Consider the following 24,430-nt stretch of genomic DNA (forward strand, 5'->3'; position numbering starts at 1 on the left):
ACAACAAATTGCGCAGTTCCGTTTCACATTCACCAAACAGATTGGTATTATCGCAGCGATTTTCAACCAAGGAGAAAAAAATCTATGTTAGACTTTATTAGAAGGCATTGGGCAGCATCCCTGGCAATACTGTTGGCTACTCTGACTACGGCTGCTGTAGTTGCCCTGGCAATTGCTTTTCCCCCAGCCATCTTAGCTGTTGCTGGATTAACTGCGTTTGGCTTCACCCCATTTGCGTTTTTGGCATCTTTAAGCACAGCTTATGCCGTTGCTGCGTTGGGTGCTATTACTTTTGCTGCCAGTTTGACAATGAGCTCTTTGTGGAATGCTGCTGTGGCAGTTTATAATCTGTTGGATAAAGCCATTACCCCAGCTCCTGCTCACAATCCTAATCCTGAAGAGGAAATTTCTTTAATTGACGTGGAAGATTCTCCAGAAGAAGCAAAAGGCCCAAGTGTTTGGTCAAAGCTATTTCCAAATGGCTGCTGTGGCAAACCTGAAGAGAAGCCTGTTTTTCCACCTAAGCACACAACTCTATTTGGTAGCGAGCCTTTAGACACTGCTACTCCTCCTACGTTTAACCCTAGTAGTACTACACCTACCCACCAATAAACTGGTATTGATGTACTAAACAAGGTAGGTTTCTGAAACGCGGCCAAGTGCCGCGTTTTTTTATTCTAAATGCATTCACCGCATTGAATGCAGCATTCTCCTAAGCTATACGTTATAATCGGCGATTTATTTGCTACAGGCTTTTCATTATGACAATCCGTAAAATGCTGGTCACCAGCGCTTTGCCTTATGCCAATGGTCATTTGCATTTAGGCCATTTGGTTGAGCATATTCAAACCGATATTTGGGTGCGTACTCATAAAATGTTGGGTCACCAATGCATCAGCGTGTGTGGTGATGATGCCCATGGCACTCCCATCATGCTTAAAGCTGAGCAGCTCGGAATTACACCAGAGCAATTAACTGCAGAAATGAAGCAAAGCCATGAACAGGATTTCGCGGCATTTGCCATTGATTACGATTGCTACCACACAACCCATTCTCCCGAAAATCAATTGTTATCAGCGCAAATTTACGAACGTTTGCAACAGGCTGGCGATATTGTGAAAAGAACCATTCGGCAAGCCTATGATCCAGTTAAACAAATGTTTTTGCCGGATCGCTATGTCAAAGGAACTTGCCCTAAGTGCAAAACCCCTGATCAATATGGCGATAATTGCGAAGCTTGCGGTGCGACTTACACGCCCACCGAATTAATTGATGCTGTATCGGCAATTTCCGGTGCCAAACCCATTGAGAAGGATTCCGAACATTATTTTTTTGATTTACCCCGATATGAACAATTATTAAAAAACTGGACTCGCCAGGGCCATTTGCAAACGGAAGTCGCCAACAAACTGGATGAATGGTTTGCCGCCGGATTGAAACAATGGGACATTTCGCGTGATGCCCCATACTTTGGCTTTAAAATTCCTGGAACTGAAGATAAATATTTTTACGTATGGCTTGATGCCCCCATTGGTTATATGGCGAGCTTTAAGAAGTATTGCGACGAGCAGGGCTTGTCTTTTGATGAGTTCTGGGGAGAAAACAGCAGCAGCGAATTGTATCACTTCGTCGGTAAAGACATTGTGTATTTCCATGCTTTATTCTGGCCTGCCATTTTGGCTGGCAGCAATCATCGCTTGCCCACAGCCGTATTTACTCATGGCTTTTTAACCATTAATGGACAGAAAATGTCCAAATCACGCGGCACCTTCATCGAGGCAAGAACCTATTTGGCCCATTTAGATCCCGAATATTTGCGCTATTATTTTGCAGCCAAGCTAAATGGCCGAGTGGATGATCTGGATTTAAATTTTGATGATTTCACCAACCGCGTGAATGCGGATTTGGTCGGCAAAGTGGTTAACATCGCCAGTCGCTGCGCCGGCTTTATTAACAAACGCTTTGATAACCAGCTAAGCGCCAAACTGTCCGAGCCTGAATTGTTTCAAACGGTATTAAGTCAACAACAAGGCATTGTTGAGGCCTTTGTGCAAAGAGACTATGCCAAGGCCATCCGGCAAATTATGGAATGCGCTGACAAGGTTAATCAATACATTGATGCCAACAAACCTTGGGTGCTGGCGAAAGATGCGGATTCTTTGGCTGAGGTTCAGGATATTTGTAGTATGGGCCTTAATTTATTCCGCTTATTGATGACCTTCTTAAAACCTGTGCTTCCCCGCATGGCTAAAGAAGCGGAACAATTTTTAAATTGTGAGCCTTTAAACTGGCAAAACAGTGCCAGTCCCTTGCTCAATCATAAAATTAACAGTTTTAGCCCTCTACTCTCACGCGTCGAAAAAGAAAAAATAGAGGCTATGCTGCAACAAACGAAGGAACATGTCATGGCTGAACCTAAGAAGAATGAACCGGCTGATAACAATGCCAGCATCAGCATCGAAGATTTTGGTAAAATCGATTTACGGGTGGCTAAAATTATTGCCGCAGAAGAAGTGGAAGGCGCCGATAAATTGCTTCGCTTGCAACTTGATCTAGGGGATAGTCAAAAGCAGGTGTTTGCCGGCATTAAATCGGCGTATTCACCTTCGCAATTGCTAGGGCGCCTTACGGTAATGGTCGCCAATTTGGCACCGAGAACCATGCGTTTTGGGGTGTCTGAAGGTATGGTCTTGGCCGCTGGAGATGGAAAAGGGATCTTTTTACTTGAACCAGACGAAGGTGCCAAGCCCGGCATGAAGGTCAAATAAATGATTGAAGTAAAAGTTATTGATGAGCTTTTGCCCCAAACGCAATGCGGTGAATGCGGCTATGCGGGCTGCCTGCCTTATGCTGAAGCCTTGGCTCAGGGCAGTGCTTGCATCAATCTTTGCCCACCTGGTGGTGCGCCCCTGGTTAAAGCCCTGGGCAACTTATTAGACGTTGATCCACACCCTTATTTGGCCAATGCCCAAGCGAATACACGTGCACCCTCTGTGGCATTGATTCGCGAAGCAGAATGCATTGGCTGTACCAAATGCATTCAAGCTTGTCCTGTGGATGCCATTATTGGCAGTGGTAAATTAATGCACTCCGTTCTTAGCCAGGAGTGCACCGGTTGTGGTCTTTGCATTGAGCCCTGTCCGGTTGATTGCATTGAAATGCAGGTACTTCCTGAGTCCAGCTTTGATAAAGCCTTGGCAAGGCAACGATTCAATGCAAGGAAGGCTCGATTTATACGTATGGAGCAGGAAAAACAACAATTGTACCGAGAGAAACGAAGATTGGCCCAGCAAAATCAGAATGATTTGGATTTGAAAGCCAAACGGGAGTACATCTTGAAGGCTTTAGAGCGAGTGCAGGCAAAAAAGCCATGAATAAGGCCAAGCGACGCGCCATTTTTGAGCGTTTTAGGGCGCAAAACCCTCACCCTACGACGGAATTGGTTTATCACACACCTTTCGAATTGCTCATCGCTGTGATTTTATCCGCACATACAACAGACGTCAGCGTCAATAAAGCTACAATGAAATTGTTCCCTATAGCAAATACCCCCCAAGCCCTTTTAGATTTGGGGGAGGCGACGCTTAAATCCTACATCAAATCGATTGGCCTTTATAATAATAAAGCCAAAAATGTAATTAAAACCTGTCAGATTCTGGTCGAAAAACATGGTGGCCAAGTGCCCGATAATCGGGAGGACTTGGAGGAACTTCCTGGCGTAGGCCGTAAAACTGCTAATGTCGTCTTGAATACAGCCTTTGGTCAGCCCACCATGGCAGTCGATACGCATATTTTTCGTGTGTCAAACCGCACGGGTATTGCTAAAGGCAAAACTCCCGTGGCCGTAGAAAAAGAATTATTAAAACATGTGGATAAGGAGTTTTTGCATGATGCTCACCACTGGCTTATTCTCCATGGTCGCTATGTGTGCATAGCTCGTAAACCGAAATGCTACCAATGTCTCATCTGTGATCTTTGTGAATATAAAGAAAAGAACTTAACTCCTCCCCAATTGCCAAAATAAGCCAGTTTTGCATGCCGCTATTTTTCGGCATATTGCTCCTCTGTGGGGATAACATGCAAAAATTCAGCTACTCTGGTAATTTTTTATCGTTACTCATAGAATGGAAAATTCCAAAGGATTTGCAGGAGAACATCATGGGCTGGTGGGATAAAATTAAGGATAAGGCTGTTCAATGGGGGGCTGCTGTTTGGAACAATGCCTCATTCAGCAATGGCGTAACCAGTGTGGCCAATTTCTCCTATAGAACAATCAGCGAAGGACTGGAATTAATTCCTGCTATCCCTCGAACCGCAGTAAACAGCGTTTTCACCCCAAGGATTCGCAGGTTATTGCGAGGAGCAGGCCGCATCTTAGTTGAGGATGTTGCTGTGTTGGCCCTGGTCGATTGGGTTTATGCCAACATTCAAGACATGGGGCAAGACTATTTGGACGAACACCGAGAACCCTCCTTCGTGAGTGCTTCCACAACGATACAACTTGGATTATGGGGAGTAAGTGCCGCCTACTACTTATATTCCTACCCAAAACGTGCGCAAACCGCGTTAAGGATCGCCATTTTGGTAATGGACAGCAGCAATATTTTTGATAAAGACAGCAAGACTCCTACCATGACATTATGTGAGAGCCATGGCATAAAAGGGCTTCTAGAAGGCTCTTCCTTAGGCCACTATTCGTCTTTACTTGCCTTAAGCCCTATACGGCATATTCCTATCGTCGGCGAAATGGCCCACAGGGCAGGAGCAACTTATCTAAAAGGCCGCTATATACTTACGCTGACAACTCCCAGGCTTTGTGGTATTCACCAAGAGGAATACCGCCGGGAGTATCCAGAATTAGCTTTGTCCCTCGGAATTGCCCATGAGCTTCTCACCTGCCTGACACTCTTTCTAATGGAGAGCAGTACGGATCATGTGCTGTCATATCTTGGAATCCATGCGGGAATTCCGTCCCAGTATTATGCCGTTTATATTGATAGTCTCTTAATGATTGCAATGGTGGCCATAACTTCGCAAAGGGTTTTACCTCCACCAGTGGAAGCCTCACAGCGGGCTCGTGATCCGATTGAGCTGTGGGAGCGAACGGTTATTTTTCTTGTCGATGCCTTAATTATTGGCCTAAGAAAAAAGCTTCCCCCTCTGTTCAAAGATAACCCTGCGCCACTGCTGCCCTGGAAAGAAATACCAGGACGGATCCAGGCTTTATGGTTCCATCCACATTTTCAAAATTATTTTAAACCGCTGCTGCCCAGTTTATTCCATGATTTGGAGCATTTTAAGCGAGACCCGGTTATTCCTTGGGCAAGCTTCAGAAATCGCGTGATTAAGATTACTTCAATCATTGAAGACATCCATGAAAAGGCGAAGCCTGTTCTTTTGCTGCCGACAAGTGCAACAACCAATGTGGTGCTTCCCCCTATAGCGAGTTATTTCGGCGTACCAAAATTGCCCAAATTTTTGGTGGAATTGCTGTTGAATCTTTTGGGTAATTCAGATTTATATATGGCTTTGCATTCCATACGTACCAGAGTAGAGGCACACTATCCAGGTGAGCGACCGTCTCTTCCCAGATTTACCGGTTTTCCGCTTCATAGAGGGCTTGCTGAAATTAAGGGTCAACCCCAGGATTTAACGGTTTTTGCTGACAAAGGAACTCTGGACCCGCATCTCGTGATTCCTTTGCCTATAAAATCTGCAGTAAAAATAGAAGAAATTGAGGATAAAGAGAAGAAAGACTCTGTGGATACGTTCAAGCAAGAGCTCACGCCGGATATGGTTATCAGTACCGTTCGCAGAAGACGGCCAGAACAGAGCAACTCAGCAATGGAAAGCAGGCCAAGTCACGGAGGAATTTTCAAAACCCAGCTTGATCCTAAACTTATATTGGCACCCAGGGGGAATGTTTCTCCAGACAGAAGTAGTTTGCAAACCAACTCTTCCCTGTTTAACTGAGGGTGCTGTTTATCCCCATCTACCATGCGTGGGGATAAACGAAGTACATTGCCAGATTATTGGGCGCAATTGCCAAAATTTGCAAAAAGAATCTTGGAAGTGTTATATTACTGCGCATTTTAGAACTTAACCGTGCATGGTTGGGTCTTTGTAACGTGAGTATCCTTACTGTATGACCACTTCCTTGACTAGACCTCAGACGCAAAGCTATCTGTTCCTCACAATGAGTATGATTACCTGTCTAATCCTACTCATCAATGTATCGTTCAAAATCATTGAGCTTCATGGACTAATTTTTACCGCCAGTAGCTTTGTCTGTCCTATTGTGGCCATCATCTATTTATTCGTGTTGAAGGAATGCACCATCACTGAACAAAGACATGTGCTCAATCAGTCCTTGCTAGCCCTTTATGTGTTTTCAATTGGAATTTACTTGCTGGTCAACTTGCCGGCAGCAGAATACATGCACGATAATCCTGCCTATCAAATTGTTTTTGAAGACATTCCGAAAAAATTCTTTGCATCTACTTTAGCTTTTGCTTTGGGCTTTTATTTGCCTCATTTGATATGTTGCGCCAAGAAAAAGGAATTACTTTTTTCTTCCAAAAAAAGACTTTTACTGGCTCTTTTTGGCGGTTTTTTCTTTTTTACATTAGATTTTCTTTTGCTATTTTCCGATCCTCATGCCCATAGTTTTGATCGCATTTATTTTGATTCCTTACTGATTGTGGCCGTAATTCTTTTTACCACAGGCATCATTTATCTCAGTTGTTTATTGTTTGCCAAGCATATTACCTGGTCTTTTGACAAAGCTGTTCCTGAGTATTTGACGCAACCATCCTACCATTATCTGGTGGGTTTTGCAGTGACCATCATGCTGATTTGTTTGGCTTGTGAGTATCGCCTGGTTTCATTTTCCAATGGCTGGACCTTGGCAGCCAGTGGGATTTTGTTTCCTTTGGCAATGATGGTGAGCAATTTAATTGCCGAGTTATATGGCTATAAGGCTAATCTTCGCTTAACGGCTGTATTGATTTTGGTTGAACTCAGTTTTGACCTGCTGTTGATGGGTGCAGTGTATTTGCCTTCACCAGAATTTTTTAATCTCAATCCCTTTTATTCTTTTATAATTCCGCGACGTATTCCGGCAGCAACCCTGGGTCTTTTTGTAACTTTTGTCAGCAATGCCATGCTGCTTGAGTATTTGAAGAAAACATCCCTGGGGATCTCTCGGAGTTGGCGCATCCTCATTGCCAATGTGATTGCTACGTCTTTGCTTTGCCTGGTGAATTACAGTTTATTATTCGCTGGTATTTATCCATACGAGCAAGTTCTGGGCTTGTCGGTAAGCGCCTGGACTTTCAAGGTAGCAGCGACTTTGTTTGGCTTGCCTGTCTTTTGGTGGCTCTATAATTCTTTGCAAAAACAAACCTCAGCTCGACTGCTCAATAGTATTTCTTAAGGAGCCGCATGGTATTTTCCTGCTCCCTTGATACAGTAAGACGCTTTTCATTGCGGCAGTTTCCATCTTGATGGGCGCTATTAATGAAGTATTTCATGACGTTTGTCTTAACCAGACTAACACATGCCATCCTATTTCTTGAAGGAATAGCAAAAATAATCAAACAAACCTGACTTGGCCCGAGTAATCTTGTTTAGGTAATCAAGCACATTGAGACAGTTATGAATTATCAACTGCAATTTGAAAAAGTTCTCGGGTTTATCGGCAAGCATCTGGATGATGAGCTTAGCTTAGACCAACTGAGTAAAATTGCATGTTTTTCAAAACATCATTTCCATCGCTTGTTTACAGCGTATACCGGTTTATCTTTGCAACAATACATTCGTTGGTTGCGCTTAAAAAGAGCTGCACATCAATTAATTATTTATAAGGATAAACCCATTCTTCAAATTGCAATTCATGCGGGGTTTGAATCTCATGAGGCTTTTACGAGAGCATTTAAAAATGCCTGCCACCTTAGCCCAAGCCAATTTAGAGCTCAGTGCAGTTGGCAAGCCTGGGAAACCCCGCCTTATTGTTTAGCAAAACAAGGTGAAATAATGAATGTAACCATCAAAAATATGAAGGCAAGACGCTTGGCTGTGTTTGAGCACCGCGGTGATCCTGCCAAGGTGGGTGAAAGCGTAAATAAACTAATTCACTGGGCAAAAACACAATCTATGAATTTAAAACCTAAAGCAGGGGAGGCCTTTGGATTCGCCTATGATGATCCAAAGACCACAGCCGCTGCCAATTTTCGTTTTGATCTAGCGATTACAGTACCTGAGCAGCTAAAACTAGAGGGGATGATTGTTGAAAAGCGGTTACCTGCAGGACGTTACGCAGTGGCTGTGCATAAGGGCTCTCGCGATAACATTGGCGATACCGTCTATGCCTTGTATAAAAACTGGCTGACTCAATCCGGTGAGGAACTTGGAGAGTTGCCCTGCATTTTTTGCTATTACAATTTAGATCATGAGGTTGCTGAAACGGAATTATTAACTGAGTGCTGGTTATTGTTAAAATAACTGTTGTTTGCAACCGCCTGACCCGAAGGCGGTTGCTAGTTAAGAAATAAGCTACAACCCGCTTTAAATCTTAAACGTCTTTATTCCGGCGTCTTCTTTTTCTCTGGTCTTTTCCACCCATAAACGGTTTTTTGCCGGCTCTCTGTGAGCGTCAATTCTCCGGGAGGTACATTTTTTCGAATGGTGCTGCCAGCACCGATTGTTGCGTTAGCACCAACCGTCACCGGGGCAACCAATTGGGTGTCTGAACCAATAAAAACGCCGTCTTCAATAATGGTTTGATGCTTATTGGCACCATCGTAATTACAGGTAATGGTTCCCGCACCGATGTTGACGTGCTTGCCAATTTCTACATCACCAAGATAACTTAAGTGACTTGCTTTGGAAGCCTCGGAGAACACCGCTTTCTTGGCTTCCACAAAGTTACCAATTTTGCAATTCTGTGCCAACTGTGTGCCGGGGCGCAATCGCGCAAAAGGTCCTATTTCACATTCATTGCCAATTACACAACCATCCAACACCGAATTAGCTAAAATCTCACAATCCTCCCCAATAACTACATTGTTAAGCACGCAATTGGCGCCTATTCTTGAGCGTTTCCCGATGCGTACAGAGCCACTAAAAAGGCTATTTACATCAATAAAGACATCTTCTTCGCAACGGAGATCTCCTCGTACGTCAATGCGGTTGATGTCGGCGATGGAAATTCCTGAGAGAAGTAATTCTCTGGCAAAATTCAATTGCCAAACGCGCTCCAGCTGATGCAATTGCAAACGATCATTTACACCTTGAATTTCAATGCTGTTTTTGGCTTGCATGGAGGTGATGGGCACACCGTCTTCCACCGCCAGGCTAATGATTTCCGTTAAATAGTATTCTCCCTGTGCATTGTGATTGCCAAGGGCTGGAAGCCATCTCGCTAAATCGTCGGCTTGCGCGCAACAAATGCCGCTATAAATTTCCTTAATTTGTTTTTGTTCAACGGTGGCGTCTTTCTCCTCAACAATGGCACGAATTTCCCCTTGATCATTGCGAACAATCCGTCCAAGCCCGAAAGGGTTATCCAGGTTTGCCAATAATAAACTGAGTGGACGACGCTGCCCTGGATGGGCTTGATTGCACTCAATCAGGGCTTTAAGTGTTTCTATACTTATTAAAGGTACATCCCCGTACAGCACCAGCACTTGTGAGTGGGCTGGAATAGCAGGGAGTGCTTGCATCACGGCATGGCCAGTTCCGAGTTGCTGTTGCTGTAAAATCCAGTTAACTGGCAAGTCCGGCAAGGCTTCTCTTAATTTCTCGCCGCCATTGCCGTAAATAACATGGATGCCATCTGGGTTTAATTGCTGAGCAGTGTCGACTACATGCACGAGCATCGGCTTACCGGCTATTTTATGAAGAACCTTAGGCGTTTGGGACATCATCCTCTTACCTTTACCCGCCGCTAAAATGACAATTTGTAATGACATAAGTTCTTATTATTCCTTGTTATGCAAGCATTTGTGCAAAATTAGTCAGCTAATTAAACAATCTGCATCTATGTTGCGAATGACAAAATTAGTGGATATGATAAAAAAATTGAAAGCAAAGGAGTAGTGCTATGACAACCATTTTTCGCGACATTGTGGTATTTTTTGTGGTTCATGAGCTTAGGGATGAGCAGAGCAGGGCTGAAGCTAAAAACAAATCCGCTTTTAGTATTCGTCGAAACACCGAGTTTTCCCAGTACAAAATCGATCAGGCCGAAAAATTGAAATCAGAGGTCTTGAATCTCCCTGGTGATAAAAAGGATAAACAATTATTAGAGGACATTAGAGAGTTAGTACTGAACTACAAGACCACAGTTGCGGCGGAATGCAAGAGGAACAAACTCGGTGAAGGTAAGTTCGGTGAGGCCTTGACAAAGGTAATTTCCGATGTTGATGTAATTTACCTTACTTTAAAAGAAAAAAAATTATTGGATATTCATTTGGAAATTGATTCCCAAGTTGAACCCAACTACCATCTGTTAACCAGCGAACGATATGTGGATCCCCTTCACCGTTTTTATTATTACGCCGCTTTTTATTTTTGCCACAAAGCAGTCAATCCAAACAACAGTTGGTTCACTGGTTTATTGGATTTTCTACTATGGAATTCAGTTGAAGTCAGCGAGGAAAAAGACGACATTTTGCTGCGTAGCCTGCACAGTTGCCAAAATGCCCTCGATGAACTGGATACTAAAAAAGAACGCTATGCCATAGCCCGGGCCAATCGCGTCCTTGATTTTGTGCAGGGGGTCCTCCGTGGCAATGTCGCGGTCTGTGTGAACCATGCGGCTTTGAAAGATGGAGTACCTCTTGTAACAGGAACATTAGCAAACGTTAATATCACCCCCACTCTAAAACCTACCCGCGGATTCCTTAAGTATTATATGGAACGTGCTGAAACGGAAATAGAAAGGCTTAAAACGAAATTGGAATTGGAATTAAGAACGCGGGAGCAGACATCAAATACCCATAAACCTCCTGGACATGATGCCAACCAGTCTTTAAGCCAAGAAAAACAAGTAACGGATGAACAAGAGAAGGATGCCGCAGCGCTTAATGCCGAATCGAAGAAGACAGCTAAAACTTCTGTGCACTCCAATTTAAGCCTGCTAAAAGCACCCAAAGTCAATAAAAAGCACGACGAGGATGAAAGCTTGGTATTGACTCCGACACATCAATAGTCCGGATTAACAGCCAAGCTCCCCGCATAAATTACTCTCCATGAGGGCCTTTACTAGCGCAATGTCTTGGCTCTTGCTGAATAAGTACAATAATTTGCAATGTGCGGCTTCTGGTGTCATGTCATGCCCACTAATTAATCCCGCCTGTTTTAAGGTGTAACCTGTGGCATATTGCTGCATTTCAACACAACCTTGCTGGCATTGGCTGCAATTGACAATGACAATGCCTCGGTCACAGGCCGCTTTAAGGCTCTGTAAAAAATGGGCGTCATTATTTTGTGCATTACCAGCACCATAGGTTTCTAATACCAAGCCCTTTAAAGGCTGCTGCAAGATATTGTCCAGTACTTTACTGGCCAAGCCTGGGAAAAGACGGAAGTTGGCAATAAATTGCGGGCTTAGCGTTTGCAGTTGAAACGGTTTTTGGGGTCTGGGCAACATGATGTCTTGTTGAAGTTCGATGCTAATGCCAATACTGGCTAAATGGGGGTAATTGGGTGAATCAAAGGCATCGAATCGTTGCGCACTGATTTTTTGCGTGCGATTTCCTCGCAACAATCTTTGATTAAAATAAATGCAGACTTCATAAATGGGTTTGTGCGCGCAAAGCCATAAGGAGGTGATGATGTTGTCAAAGGCGTCGTTTCGCACTTCCGAAAGTGGAATTTGGGAACCAGTGACAATGACCGGTTTGGCCAAATTTTCAAGCATAAATGACAGTGCAGATGCCGTATATGCCATGGTATCTGTGCCATGAAAAATGACGAAACCATCAAAGGCATCATACTCTGCAGCAATATCACTGGCAATTCGATTCCAATCACTTAAAGTCATATTGGAAGAGTCTAGCAATGGCTCATACTCTTTAATGACATAATCTGGCATGTGAGGGTGGTTTAAAGCCGGAATCTGAGCCAGAGCAGTTTGCACATAACCTAAGGCAGGTTCGTAGCCTTTGTTTGTTTGTACACTGCTGATGGTGCCGCCGGTGTTAATAATGAGAACGCGCTTTTTCATACAACCATGGTTTGCACTTTTTTCGCAATTATAGCGTTCTTAACAGGCTTCGGGAATGAAGAATTTCATCTTGACAAGGGTTGGCTTGGGCTGTAGAAAATGAAATCAAAATGGATTAAGGGAGATGACTATGGATGAGAAGGAATTACAGGAGCTGCAAGAGGAAGTTAAGAAAACAATAGCCAAGTTGCTCGAGCAAGCCAAACAGTTCACCACCACTGCCGGCAAAATTAGAAAAATATCCCTTGAGTATTTTCTCAATCCACAATTGTGGGCGTCCCTGATTAAAAATTCGCAAGAGGCTATGGAAACCTCGGATTTACAGGAATATTCCGCCCTCGTTCAAAGCTGTTTTGTTGAAGGAGAACAATTGGCTGAAAGGGCGCAGCATTTGGCGTATAAAACCAGCTCGCCTCCGTCTTTGGTAGCGGCATTGGATGATTTTGTGCAGCAGTCTGGCTTGAGTTTGCGATTGAAGCAAAATGCCTATACTTTTATTGAAAAACCTTCTAAACCCCATGTGAAAAGATACATGCAGCAATTTCTCTGTGCCTTGAGCATTTACCGATTCAATTTAAATATTTTAGACGCTTACCGCTTAATGATTGTGCATCCAAATCTGGATGTTAACAAATACGAGGACGCGGTTAGTGCTGCTAAAGCCCATCTTGAGGGACTTAGCGATCCCAAAAACCCTGATCCAATTAATACATCCTGGAACAAGGCTAAAGCCATTAAAAGCCATTTGGAACAATTAAAAAAAGAAGTGCAGGGGTTTACTACCCCACTGCGTCAAACCGTTGAGGAACAAAATAAACGGTTGACATTATTGTTTGGCGAAGGTGCATTATTGTTGCAAAAAAGCTTTAATAAATTCCCGAATTCATCCGCCTCACGATTTTTGTATGATAGCCCCTGGCATCGATTCATCAAGGAAATCAGCAGCGATTTTTATCCCAATAAGGTTAGCCACTCAATGTACTCAGACAGCATTAGCATCAATTCTCCCTGCCCTGAATGGTTGCTTGCAGACATTAAAAAAATGGATGACATACTGGAAAACAAGTTACCCAACTTAAAAAAGGAGTTATTGCGACGAGCCTTCGCGTCAATCAATGAATGTTTGACGAATTTGAAAATCGAGGCCGAATGCAAAAACATAGAATTAAAACATGAGGCGCCGGATTCTTTTTACAAATCTTCCGTATACCCAGGGATGCTATTATATAAGAATATTGCAGAAGGCGGACAAGGCAAAATCCCTTGCCCATCCTTGTCTTTGAATTGATCCTTTTTGATTCCGACAAAGGCTTTTTCAAGGAATATTTCATCAGGAAGAGGAAGGGCATACCGGTTTTATCCGAAGGGCTGAAATTTAGGCTAAATTTGATAGTTTTATTTGCCAAAGTCTTGCACTTTATGAAAAAATCAAGCTATAAAAAAGTTTATTAAAGCAGTGTAGATATGATTATTGATCGCGCCGGATACCGGCTAAATGTCGGCATTATTCTGGTGAATTTCTCAGGCCGGGTTTTTTGGGGAAGACGGCATGGTCACGATGCCTGGCAATTTCCCCAAGGCGGGTTGGCAACAGGTGAAACTGCTTTGGAAGCCATGTTCCGGGAGTTGAAGGAAGAAGTTGGATTGGATAAGGAAGATATTGAAGTTCTAGGTTCAACCAAGCGCTGGTTGAAGTACCGTCTACCCAAACAATATCTGCGTCACGGAAGCGAGCCTTTGGTAATAGGCCAAAAGCAAAAATGGTATTTGTTAAAGTTAATTGCTTCAGAGCAAAAAATTCGTTTGGACTTGAGCGATTCACCTGAGTTTGATAGTTGGCGCTGGATTGATTACCACGAACCACAAGAGCAGGTTATTTTCTTTAAACGACAAGTTTATTCTCAGGCCATGAAAGAACTTGAATACCTGTTAAAAAGGAGGCGCACCCCCTATGGCGCCCGTCGTAAGCGAGGTAATCATAATCGATAAATGTTAAAAATACTAAAACGAATCGTTCAAGATGTAACTACAGCAAATCACCTCGATGAGGCATTAACTATTTTAGTGCAAAGAGTGCGCAAAGCCGTTAATGCTGAAGCCGTATCCGTTTATCTTATTGATAACAAACACGCTGAATACGTTCTGATTGCCACAGAGGGATTAAACAACCAGGCGATTTCCAGAGTTCGCGTCAGCCTTGATCATGGTTTAATCGGCCTGGTGGGTCGACGTGAAGAACCCATTAACATTGAAGACGCTCCATCTCATCCTGATTTCCATGACAACCCTTTGTTAGGTGAGCATCATTTAAAAGGTTTTCTCGGTGTTCCTATTATCCAACACCGCAAACTTTATGGGGTGATAACGGCCCAGCAGGCTGAGGAACGATGCTTTGATGATGCCGAGGAGGCTTTTCTCATCACGCTTGCAGCTCAGCTGGGTGGAATTATTGCGCATGCCGAGGCCACTGGGGAACTTGCTGTTTTAACCCAGCCACAGCTTAAGGGAGCTAGCGCAAATAACAGCAAACTGGAGGTGCCCTCCACCGCTTTGGTGGGCGTCGGGTGCGTACCAGGAGTCGGTATTGGTACCGCAGTTGTTATTTATCCTCCGGCTGACATTGACGCGGTTCCTCGTCAAATGGTGGAGAACATCGAAGAAGAGATCATTGCTTTTTTTGAAGCCCTTCAAGCCGCTCGCGAAGACATGCTGCGCCTAAGCCGCCGTATGAAAACTACTGTGGCTGAAGACGAACACGCTCTTTTTGATGTTTATTTGCGCATCCTTGACAAGGAAAGCTTAGGCGCAGAAGTTGAGCAGGTAATTCGCGAGGAACATTTGAGTGCTCAAGCTGCCTTATCAGTGGTGATTAAAAAACACGTGCAGCAATTTGAAGACATGGAAGATGAATACCTTCGTGAACGTGCAAGCGATTTTCGCGATTTAGGACGCCGGGTTTTAGCTGAGCTGCAATTGTCACAGCGCGAAGAAATTGTTTACCCGCGACGCACTGTCTTAATTGGTGAGGAAATTACTGCTTCTGTTCTTGCGGAAGTCCCGGAAGGCCAATTGGCAGGAATTGTGTCTGCAAAAGGGGCAAACAATTCCCATGTAGCCATTTTGGCTCGAGCACTCGGTGTACCCACTGTCATGGGCGTGCGCGGCTTAAAGGTAGAGCAAATGTCCCGTCGTGCTGTAGTGGTTGATGGTTATTATGGTCATCTTTATATTTCACCATCAAGAACCGTACTGGCTGAGTTTAAAAAGCTGGCGCAAGAAGAGGATGAATTAAACCAGAGCCTCGTAAGCTTAAGAGATAAGCCTGCTGAAACTTTGGATAATTACCGGGTATCACTGCAGGTCAATACGGGCTTGGCCATGGATGCGGGCTTGTCGTTAAGTGTGGGTGCTGAAGGAGTGGGTCTTTATCGTTCCGAAGTTCCATTTATGAGCCGGGATCGCTTTCCTTCGGAGGACGAGCAATACATTATTTATCGGCAAATTCTTAAAGCTTTTGCACCTCGCTTCGTAACCATGCGCACTTTAGACATTGGCGGTGATAAAATACTTCCTTATTTTCCCGTTGAGGAAGATAACCCTTATTTAGGCTGGCGTGGCATTCGCGTCACGCTTGATCACCCTGATGTGTTTTTAATGCAGGTTCGGGCGATGATGAGAGCCAGTGAAGAATTAAACAACCTGCGCATCATGTTGCCCATGGTCACCACACTTAGTGAAGTGGAAGAAGCCTCCTATTTACTTGATCAGGCATTTAAGGAATTGCTGGAAGAAGGCTGTCGTATAGAAAAGCCCAAGCTAGGGGTCATGATCGAAGTTCCCGCGGCCGTCTATCTTGCTCGAGAGTTAGCAAAACGGGTGGAGTTTATTTCAGTCGGCAGCAATGACCTGACGCAATACTTGTTAGCCGTGGATCGAAATAATTCTCGTGTCGCAGGACTATACGATGCCTTTCATCCTGCCATGCTGCGCACACTAATGAAAGTGGTAGAAGGAGGCCATGCAGCAGGTGTTGAGGTCAGCATTTGTGGTGAAATGGCCAGTGATCCTTTGGCCGTCATATTATTGTTGGCTATGGGTTATGATACCTTGAGTATGAATTCCACCAGTTTGCCGCGAATCAAGTGGGTAATTCGCAATATTTCGCTTGCCTATGCGCGGAAAATACTAGCCGATGTGCTTGAATTGGAACACCCTGCTGAAATTAGACTTTATTTGCAAAAAGCCTTGGAGGAAGAAGGTTTGGGTGGTTTAATTCGAGCTGGGAAATCGTAATGTTGGCGCTGGCGATGAGCGGTGGATTATATGCTGTGACTGGCTGTTTGGCTGGTTTTTTAGCGGGTGTGCTGGGCATTGGGGGAGGAATCATTTTGGTTCCAGCTCTCGTTTTTATTTTTCAGCACAATCCCGATATACCTTCTCATCTGGTGATGCACCTGGCTGCTGGAAGCTCGTTGGCCGTTATGTTTTTAACGTCACAATCCTCCATTCGCGCTCATCATCAATTAAATGGCATCTCATGGGATGTTTTTCGCCTCCTCTGGCCTGGTTTGGCACTAGGTAGCATTTCAGGGGTCTTATGTGCTAATTTTTTGTCAAGAGGCTTGCTGCAAGGCATATTGGCCCTATTCTTATTGTTTGTTGCCGGAAGAATGATTTTTAATCCTGCTTTCTCCAGCACTGAACCTGCTTTTCCACGCCTCTGGATTAATCGCTCAATCAGTTTTTCAATTGGATTTATCTCAGGGTTACTGGGGATTGGAGGAGGGACCTTGGTCATTCCCTACTTGCAGTACTGTGGGGTTGAGTTGCGAAAAACAATAGCACTTTCCGCTTTGGCCACCATGACGATTGCATTGGTGGGCATGCTGGCTTCTGTCATGACGGGTTGGTCCGAAGAAGGCCTTCCTTCTTACAGCACAGGTTATGTATATTGGCCGGCTGTCATCAGTTTGGCCTTGCTCAGTAGCATTTTCGCTCCCCTGGGAGCTAAAATGGCTTATCTAATACCAACGAAGCAGTTAAAGTATGGTTTCGTTATTCTATTGCTAATCGTTGCACTGGATTTAATGGTTTAGGACAACTAACTTTTATGAGGCATTTGAATGCTGCACTATCCAATCATTGACCCCGTTGCCTTTTCCCTGGGGCCTATTAAAGTCCATTGGTATGGACTGATGTATTTGCTAGGTTTCTTTTCAGCCTGGGTTCTCGCGCGTTTTAGAGCCAAACATTATCATTTGCCATGGACGAAAGAGCAGATTAGTGATTTGATTTTCTATGCCGCCCTGGGTGTCATTATTGGCGGCAGAGTAGGCTATATGCTTTTCTACAACAGCGCACAATTTTTTACCCAACCCTGGATTTTATTTAAATTATGGGAAGGTGGAATGTCTTTCCATGGCGGGCTTCTGGGAGTCGCACTGGCCTTGTGGATTTTTTCAAGAAAATTCAAAAAACCTTTTCTGGAAGTTGGGGATTTCATTGCCCCTTTAGTGCCACTTGGTCTTGCGGCTGGACGTGCTGGGAATTTCATCAATGGCGAATTGTGGGGGCGCGTTAGCGATGTCCCTTGGGCAATGGTTTTTCCTCATTCGGATGGCTTGCCAAGGCATCCTTCGCAACTCTATGAGTTGGGTATGGAAGGAGTCTTATTGTTTATTCTGGTTTGGTGGTATGCCTCCAAGCCGCGGCCAGCCGGTTGTGTATCTGCGGTATTTTTAATTGGTTATGCCATTTGCAGGCTTTGCGCCGAATTCTTCCGCGAGCCGGATGTACAATTGGGCTTTATTGCCTTCGATTGGTTGACTATGGGACAATTGCTGTCAATTCCAATGTTGATAGCCGGCATATGGCTATGGTGGGCTAAGCGATGAAAACTTATTTAAACCTGTTAGATCATATCCTCACTCATGGCACGCAAAAAACAGATAGAACCGGCACCGGGACTCTGTCTGTTTTTGGCTATCAAATGCGTTTTGATTTGCGCGAAGGCTTCCCTTTGCTTACCACCAAAAAATTACATACCCGCAGCATCATTCACGAATTGCTTTGGTTTTTACGTGGTGATACGAACATCGCCTATCTGCATGAGCATGGCGTGAGTATTTGGGATGAGTGGGCTGACAGCAATGGCGATTTAGGGCCTATTTATGGGCATCAATGGCGCTCCTGGCCCACATCCGATGGACGTCATATTGATCAGCTCGCAGAAGTGCTTGAACAAATTAAAAGCAATCCAGACTCACGCCGTCTATTGGTGAGCTCCTGGAATGTCGGTGAGCTGGACAAAATGGCTTTAATGCCATGCCACGCGCTGTTTCAGTTTTATGTTGCGAATAAACGATTGTCCTGTCAGCTATACCAGCGTTCTGCCGATGTGTTTTTAGGCGTCCCTTTTAACATCGCCTCCTACGCGCTGTTAACGCATATGGTTGCCCAGCAATGCGATTTGGATGTGGGTGATTTCATTTGGACAGGAGGGGATTGCCACCTTTATTTAAATCATTTAGAGCAAGCTCGTACCCAGCTTCAGCGAGAACCTTTTCCTCTCCCTAGGCTTGAAATCAGACGAAAACCTTCTTCTTTATTTGATTATCAATTTGCGGACTTTGAAATATTGGATTATCAGGCGCATCCTTCCATTAAAGCGCCTATTGCGGTTTGATGCGAGCCATTTCAGGGAATGGCCGCATGAGGGAATGCCGTGAACGGGATAACCCTTTTGCGATTCAATCCAGGGCTATACGATTTTAAAGAGATGGTGTATCAGTTGAGCCTTGAAATGATTCTTCCCTGTGTTGCCTTTGACTTAGCCCATACACCAATAAAAATTGCGCCATAAAATAACTCAACATAACCAGAAAATTGGCCAAGGGATGATTTAAGAACACAAATTGGTTTAAAGCCAAAATGAAGTCTGAGGACAGAAAAATACAGGCTCCGCCAATAATAAAGGCCGCGTTCTGTTGCACTTGAAAGGCACTGAACACCATCAAGGTTAAAAACAGCAAATAGATGCTGACTGGAATCAGCATGTTGCCCAAATAAAAAGACAAGTACCAGTAACTGCAAGCAATAAATAGCAACACAATCGAAAAATAAAATAGACGTTTAATTTGAAAACGTGAGTCTTGGTAATAAAGAACGATGTAGGCGCAATGGGCCAGCATAAAACTCAAAATTCCTCCCTCCAGAGCCATTCTAATCGGCAAGGTCAGGATGACATCTCCGAGTAATGAACAACCGAGTGCTGCATACAGCAGGAGCCTTACTGAGGATTTGGCCATTGACTGCCAAACAAGAATAATAAGAAAAATAATCGGCATGGGCTTTAATACGGTAGTGACTGGGTATTGAATAAATGGGAGAAGAGATAAATACAGCAGTGAAGTCAGCAAGAATAAAACGATAATAATTTTTGAAGTCTTCCCTAACATAGCACGTCCTTAATTTAGGCTTTCAAGCTTTGCCATAGCTTTCTTGAAATTGTTGCTAACCAGTGTAGCGGAGGAGGTTTCAGGAGACCAGAATTTTCATAGGACTAAATGAGAAACTCTCAGGCGGTTGTTCCAGCCACAGGAATGAAGCCATTTGTCCAAATGGCTTGTCTTATTTGCCTGCTAATGGTTTAATATCGTCCTTCCTGTTCTTTTTTTGGATATAAGCATGAAAAAAATCGCCCTTTTCGTTTTGGCCAGTTTGTTTATTTCATTGGGATATGCCAGTAAGCTCAGCAAGTTCTTTGACAAAATGGACGCTGAAGATAAGGCACGTCAACAACGCGAATGGCAACAGGACATGAACTTTCAGGATTTTGCCTTTCGTTTGGATAAACGCTATGTCGACGATCGTGGGGAGCGTTGTCGAGATTATGTGTTTCGTTCGCGCAGTAATCCTTACCGCCATGGGTATTTCACCGTTTGTGATGAACGTTAATCTTAAAATGGCAGGGATTGCCTAAATAATTAATTAAATAATTGTCGAATGGAGTCCGGGAGCACCACGGATTTATTCTCAAGATAATTAACCCAAACAATCTTGCTTGTTCCCTGAGTCATTAAGGTTTCATTTTGAAAAATCTCGTGATCCATCATGAAACTGGAATTCCCAAGGCTATGAACACTACTCACAAGAGTCAATGTCGCGGGATAGACGATGGGTTTTAGGAATGTACAAGCCACATGAATAACTACTGGTCCAACGGATTGTTTCATATCCATGTGCAGGCTTTCCAGCCACTCGATTCTTGATTGTTGAAAATAATCAAAGTAACGGCCATTGTTAACATGCCCCAAGGCATCCATGTCGCCCCATTCAATTGAAAAAATTCGCTTATGTACTGCAATTTTTTGATCGGTCATGATAAATCCATTGGATCAATGTCCACGTTCCAGTTTACCTGCTTGCCTAGTTTGTTTATTGTTAACCACTCCCTAATCTGCGTCAATCGTGTTTGCAATATTTTGCGCGAAGGGGCTTTGATTAATAATTGCATGCGGTATAAATGGGCCTTACGTGCCAGAGGAGCCGGAGCAGGGCCTAAAATGGTCAATCCTGCAAGCATGAGTTGTTCTTTCAGTAGATGAAGAAAAGAAAGCACGTTTTGAGCTATCTTGCCCTGGGCGCGTACCAATGCTAAAAAATGATAAGGAGGAAGCTGAGCTTGTTCTCTATGAGCCAACAAGGATTGGCTAAACGCTTCATAACCCTGCTGGATAAGCAAATTCAATAAAGGATGATGAGGAAGATGGGTTTGAATCAAAACTTGACCGGCTTGCTCGGCTCGTCCGGCGCGACCGGCAACTTGCGTTAATAATTGGCCCAGTCGTTCCAAAGCGCGAAAATCTTGATTATAAAAACCAGCATCTGCGTCAAGAACAACGACCAAAGTTAACTTTGGAAAATGATGCCCTTTGGCCAACATTTGCGTCCCTACAATCAATTGTGCCTCCCCGCGATTAATTTGCTCCAGCCGTTCATCCAAAGCATGTTTTCTCTGTACTTCATCGCGATCGATACGCAACAGGGTGGTGTTTGGGAAATGCTGGCTTAAGTATTCATGAATTCTTTGTGTTCCGGCACCGATAGGAATGAGTTCCTTATTTTGGCATGCCTTACAAGAATGAGGAATGGCAGTCATCAAGCCGCAATGATGGCAAATGAGGCGCCCAGATTGCCGATGGAGGGTGAGATGGCTATCACAAGCCGAACAATCAGCAATCCAGCCGCAGTCATGGCAGAGTAAAACGGGTGAGTAGCCTCGGCGGTTAATAAAAACAAGCACCTGGTTGCCATGGTTTAGGTGTTGGCCAATCAGCGTTAGTGTTTGTGCGGCCAATCCCTGTTGCAGTGGTTTGTTGCGAACATCCAGCAGTTGAAAATGCAGGGGGGTTTTACTAATTGCTTTTGAATTTAAACGTAATAACTGATACTTGTTTTGAGCGCAATTGTGCAAACTTTCAAGACTTGGGGTGGCCGAGCCTAAGATAATGGGAATGTCGGCTCTTTGTGCTCGAACCAGTGCTGTATCGCGAGCGGAATAACGAACCCCTTCCATTTGTTTAAACGAAGAGTCGTGTTCTTCATCAATCACAATCAGGCCAAGGTTTGGCATTGGAGTAAAAATGGCTGTGCGTGTGCCGATAATCAATTGAATCAAATTATCCTTTGCCAATTGCCAGGCTGATTGCCGTTCACTTTCATTTAAACCGGAATGAATTACCGCCATGGGTTTGGAAAAGCGGGCACTGAACCGCTGCAGTAGTTGGGGGGTTAAGCCAATTTCCGGGACAAGCACCAAAACCTGCCTCCCTTGCGCTAAGACTTGCTCTATCACCTGCAGATATACTTCTGTTTTGCCGCTGCCTGTAACCCCATAAAGCAGAAAGCAACAATACTCATGCAGGCGCCTGCTAATTTCTTTAACGGCCTGCTCTTGTTCAGCATTTAAAGATAAGCGGCTGTTTTTTTCTGTGTCCGCCTGATGGGGGAAGTCAATTTCTTCACGCCTGCTAATGATTTGCTGCGCTAGCAAATGATCCAATTGCGTTTGGTTAAACCCTTGCATTTTTAACTGCGCCTTGCTTGCGCTATGCTGCTGTGCCAGGAAATCAATGATGGCATGTTGCTTATGGGCTCTTGATGTAAGCAGTTTATGGGCTTCGCTGCTGGGCATAGTCAATTGGTAATAAATGTTTTTAGCTATCTGTATGGCTTTGCCTTGGCGGTAAACCTTAGGTAGTGCCAGGGGGAGAATTTCCGACAAGGGCGCTTGGTAATACTGAGCCACCCAACGGCACAAATTAAGCATGCTCTCAGGCATGACGGGCTCATTATCAAGGACCGTTTGAATCAATTTGAGCTCATGTATGGAAGAACTCTGTTGTTTGCCTATGATCAGTCCCAGCTTGGTTTGTTTGCGAAAGGGCACCATAACTCGTGCGCCGACACAAGCGGATTGGTGGGGTGCTATGCTGTAATCAAAAAAATCTCGATGCGTATGCGGGATGCAGACTTGATATACCTCTGCAACAGGAGTTTGAATGTGCTTCTCCATAAATAGTTAAGTCATTATGCCTGCCGCTGCCAATCATGACTTGCAGACTGACCAGGTGCTGAAAACACTTTAACGACCACTTTTTCAATACGGTGTTTATCCAGCTCTTCCTTATCTTTAATCAATTCCTGAACAAACCAACGCGACAATTCCTCAACCGTAATATTGGTCAAAGGCATGAGGGTAACATCCTCTTTGAGAAAGGGTATCTTTTTATGATTAAAGGTAAAATAATAATAGTCATCGTCTTCGGCATACTGCAAGAAGGGAGAATATTGCGGCATCAAAAACGTTTGATTTAAGGAGCGGCATAATTTATGGATTCGTTCCTTATAATAACGATAGTCAAAGGTTAGCCCGTTTTCTTCTACCCAAGTGCTTAAAGCCAAATAAACCGCATACATGTGGCCATGGAGCGGCTCACGCTCAGTCGCTGAGAAAATGGTTGTATGTCCTGCAGAAAACTTCATAGACTCTTTCTGCAATTCCACGGTTGTTAGGTATCTTTTCATCATAAACTCGCTCGTCTGTCTTGCAATTGAAAGCCAAGTAAGGGTAATTCGACTTGTTTTGCTAAAGCCAATACTTTAAACAACTCACCCATCTCACTGGGTTGAAGCAGTTTTTTGGCAGCTTGGCTTGCTCGGACTGGCTCAAGATCACTTCGCTGTTCAAGCAAGCTTAGCAAACCATTAGATAGCAAAAAAGAGGCTTGACTGCTGTAACCGGCGATACGGAATCCCGCATCATGAGCTGCTTCGGCGACGTGGGTAAAATCCACGTGTGCGGTGATGTCTTGCTCGCCGACATGGATGAAAGGATTGCTGTGGCTGTGATGGCGATAATGGCACATTAGCGTGCCACTGTTGCGATCCGGATGGTAATACTCATGTCTTGGAAAACCATAATCAAGGATAAGCATGACTCCTTGTGAAAGCATGTCGTAACATTGTTTTATCCAGTTCTCAATGAATAAATTGGCTTCCGATAAATAAGGTTTGAATGTTGCGGGAAGTGCCTGCTTGAGGTAGGTCAGCAAACGCTGATTTTGACAAGGCTTGAAACATTCTATTAACTGCTGGTTATCGTCCAGGCCCACATGGCTCTCAAGTATACCGTCTTCAGTTTGCATGAATCGATGTACTGGCATGGCATCCAGCACTTCATTGGCAATTACAACGGCTGAAAGAGGTTTTTCCGGCCAGCGATCCAGCCAGATTACCCTTGAAAACAAATGCGGTATTTCTTGCTGAATAAGCTCCTGCTGACGATGACGAAGATTGCTACTTACCTCGAGAATATAATAGTTCTCTGGCAAGCCATTATTGCGTTCGAGTTGGCTTAGTAAGTCTACGCAAAGCCGTCCTGAGCCTGCGCCAAATTCAAACAAAACTCCTCGATTAAGTTGGGGGAGGATTTGCTGACATTGATTGGCAAGAGCTTGGCCAAACAAAGGGGTTAATTCAGGAGCGGTAATAAAATCACCAGCAGCTCCGAATTTTTGTAATCCGGCACTATAATAGCCATAACGTGGCTCATATAAGGCGCGCTGCATGAATTCAACAAAAAGCATATCACCTGAATGTTGGATTTGCTCACTGATGAGAGACAAGAGATTCATAGCT

General features: G+C 44.2%; 22 protein-coding genes. 15 read left to right on the top strand and 7 right to left on the bottom strand.

Annotation, left to right across the window (positions count from 1 at the left end):
• Positions 1–84 precede the first annotated feature (84 nt).
• The 7 genes from EL203_RS00315 to EL203_RS00345 all read left to right on the top strand — a co-directional run bounded on the left by EL203_RS00315 (position 85) and on the right by EL203_RS00345 (position 8,502).
• Positions 85–612 (top strand): hypothetical protein, encoded by a 528-nt coding sequence (locus EL203_RS00315; protein ID WP_058471535.1) that lies wholly within the window; start codon positions 85–87, stop codon positions 610–612.
• A gap of 149 nt (positions 613–761) precedes the next feature.
• Positions 762–2,768 (top strand): methionine--tRNA ligase, encoded by a 2,007-nt coding sequence (gene metG / locus EL203_RS00320; protein WP_058471534.1) that lies wholly within the window; start codon positions 762–764, stop codon positions 2,766–2,768.
• Positions 2,769–3,374, top strand: coding sequence for an RnfABCDGE type electron transport complex subunit B (locus EL203_RS00325; protein WP_058471533.1), 606 nt, complete (start codon positions 2,769–2,771; stop codon positions 3,372–3,374).
• Entirely contained in the window at positions 3,371–4,024 is a 654-nt protein-coding gene (gene nth / locus EL203_RS00330) for an endonuclease III (protein WP_058471532.1), read from the top strand. Before EL203_RS00325 ends, nth begins: the two co-directional genes overlap by 4 nt.
• Before the next feature lie 53 nt (positions 4,025–4,077).
• A complete protein-coding gene (locus EL203_RS00335) occupies positions 4,078–5,973 on the top strand; it encodes a hypothetical protein (RefSeq protein ID WP_058471531.1) in 1,896 nt (631 codons plus the stop codon).
• A gap of 229 nt (positions 5,974–6,202) precedes the next feature.
• Positions 6,203–7,435: a VUT family protein gene (locus EL203_RS00340; protein ID WP_232003970.1), complete on the top strand. Its 1,233-nt coding sequence runs from the start codon at positions 6,203–6,205 to the stop codon at positions 7,433–7,435.
• A 221-nt stretch (positions 7,436–7,656) separates the two neighbouring features.
• Entirely contained in the window at positions 7,657–8,502 is an 846-nt protein-coding gene (locus EL203_RS00345; RefSeq protein ID WP_058471529.1) for an AraC family transcriptional regulator, read from the top strand.
• Positions 8,503–8,582: 80 nt separating this feature from the next.
• On the opposite strand, the gene glmU is transcribed toward EL203_RS00345, so the two are convergent.
• Positions 8,583–9,971, bottom strand: coding sequence for a bifunctional UDP-N-acetylglucosamine diphosphorylase/glucosamine-1-phosphate N-acetyltransferase GlmU (gene glmU, locus EL203_RS00350; protein WP_058471528.1), 1,389 nt, complete (start codon positions 9,969–9,971; stop codon positions 8,583–8,585).
• A 131-nt stretch (positions 9,972–10,102) separates the two neighbouring features.
• On the opposite strand from glmU, the gene EL203_RS00355 reads away from it, so the two are divergent.
• Positions 10,103–11,212 carry a hypothetical protein gene (locus tag EL203_RS00355; protein WP_058471527.1) on the top strand — a complete coding sequence of 370 codons (1,110 nt, stop codon included), beginning with the start codon at positions 10,103–10,105 and terminating at the stop codon, positions 11,210–11,212.
• 6 nt (positions 11,213–11,218) lie between these two features.
• Here the strand turns inward: EL203_RS00355 and ansA are convergent, their stop codons facing one another.
• Positions 11,219–12,229: an asparaginase gene (ansA, locus tag EL203_RS00360; protein WP_058471526.1), complete on the bottom strand. Its 1,011-nt coding sequence runs from the start codon at positions 12,227–12,229 to the stop codon at positions 11,219–11,221.
• A gap of 130 nt (positions 12,230–12,359) precedes the next feature.
• On the opposite strand from ansA, the gene EL203_RS00365 reads away from it, so the two are divergent.
• The 6 genes from EL203_RS00365 to thyA all read left to right on the top strand — a co-directional run bounded on the left by EL203_RS00365 (position 12,360) and on the right by thyA (position 18,914).
• Positions 12,360–13,517: a hypothetical protein gene (locus tag EL203_RS00365; RefSeq protein WP_058471525.1), complete on the top strand. Its 1,158-nt coding sequence runs from the start codon at positions 12,360–12,362 to the stop codon at positions 13,515–13,517.
• Positions 13,518–13,693: 176 nt separating this feature from the next.
• Positions 13,694–14,218 (top strand): RNA pyrophosphohydrolase, encoded by a 525-nt coding sequence (locus tag EL203_RS00370; RefSeq protein ID WP_058471524.1) that lies wholly within the window; start codon positions 13,694–13,696, stop codon positions 14,216–14,218.
• The gene (gene ptsP, locus EL203_RS00375) at positions 14,219–16,522 is read left to right on the top strand and encodes a phosphoenolpyruvate--protein phosphotransferase (RefSeq protein WP_058471523.1); all 2,304 of its coding nucleotides are present in this window, start codon (positions 14,219–14,221) and stop codon (positions 16,520–16,522) included. It abuts the gene before it with no gap.
• 14 nt (positions 16,523–16,536) lie between these two features.
• Positions 16,537–17,325: a sulfite exporter TauE/SafE family protein gene (locus EL203_RS00380; protein ID WP_232003971.1), complete on the top strand. Its 789-nt coding sequence runs from the start codon at positions 16,537–16,539 to the stop codon at positions 17,323–17,325.
• 27 nt (positions 17,326–17,352) lie between these two features.
• Positions 17,353–18,123 carry a prolipoprotein diacylglyceryl transferase gene (gene lgt / locus EL203_RS00385; RefSeq protein ID WP_058471521.1) on the top strand — a complete coding sequence of 257 codons (771 nt, stop codon included), beginning with the start codon at positions 17,353–17,355 and terminating at the stop codon, positions 18,121–18,123.
• Complete coding sequence (gene thyA / locus EL203_RS00390) at positions 18,120–18,914, top strand: thymidylate synthase (RefSeq protein WP_058471520.1); 795 nt, start codon at positions 18,120–18,122, stop codon at positions 18,912–18,914. Before lgt ends, thyA begins: the two co-directional genes overlap by 4 nt.
• An 85-nt stretch (positions 18,915–18,999) precedes the next feature.
• On the opposite strand, the gene EL203_RS00395 is transcribed toward thyA, so the two are convergent.
• Positions 19,000–19,686 carry a lysoplasmalogenase gene (locus EL203_RS00395; protein WP_058471519.1) on the bottom strand — a complete coding sequence of 229 codons (687 nt, stop codon included), beginning with the start codon at positions 19,684–19,686 and terminating at the stop codon, positions 19,000–19,002.
• Positions 19,687–19,915: 229 nt separating this feature from the next.
• Here EL203_RS00395 and EL203_RS00400 point away from each other — a divergent pair, with 229 nt between their 5' ends.
• On the top strand, positions 19,916–20,185 hold the full coding sequence (locus EL203_RS00400; protein WP_058471518.1) for a hypothetical protein: 270 nt from the start codon (positions 19,916–19,918) through the stop codon (positions 20,183–20,185).
• Between the two features lie 29 nt (positions 20,186–20,214).
• On the opposite strand, the gene EL203_RS00405 is transcribed toward EL203_RS00400, so the two are convergent.
• Genes EL203_RS00405 through EL203_RS00420 form a run of 4 tightly spaced genes read right to left on the bottom strand, consistent with a single transcriptional unit; the run spans position 20,215 to position 24,426 of the window.
• The gene (locus EL203_RS00405) at positions 20,215–20,610 is read right to left on the bottom strand and encodes an acyl-CoA thioesterase (RefSeq protein WP_058471517.1); all 396 of its coding nucleotides are present in this window, start codon (positions 20,608–20,610) and stop codon (positions 20,215–20,217) included.
• Positions 20,607–22,805 (bottom strand): primosomal protein N', encoded by a 2,199-nt coding sequence (locus tag EL203_RS00410; protein WP_058471516.1) that lies wholly within the window; start codon positions 22,803–22,805, stop codon positions 20,607–20,609. The genes EL203_RS00405 and EL203_RS00410 overlap by 4 nt, the downstream gene beginning before the upstream one ends.
• A 14-nt stretch (positions 22,806–22,819) precedes the next feature.
• The gene (locus tag EL203_RS00415; RefSeq protein WP_058471515.1) at positions 22,820–23,317 is read right to left on the bottom strand and encodes a 6-pyruvoyl trahydropterin synthase family protein; all 498 of its coding nucleotides are present in this window, start codon (positions 23,315–23,317) and stop codon (positions 22,820–22,822) included.
• On the bottom strand, positions 23,317–24,426 hold the full coding sequence (locus EL203_RS00420; protein WP_058471514.1) for a class I SAM-dependent methyltransferase: 1,110 nt from the start codon (positions 24,424–24,426) through the stop codon (positions 23,317–23,319). The genes EL203_RS00415 and EL203_RS00420 overlap by 1 nt, the downstream gene beginning before the upstream one ends.
• Positions 24,427–24,430 lie beyond the last annotated feature (4 nt).

Source organism: Legionella jordanis (genome assembly GCF_900637635.1).
In the GTDB taxonomy this organism is placed as follows: domain Bacteria; phylum Pseudomonadota; class Gammaproteobacteria; order Legionellales; family Legionellaceae; genus Tatlockia; species Tatlockia jordanis.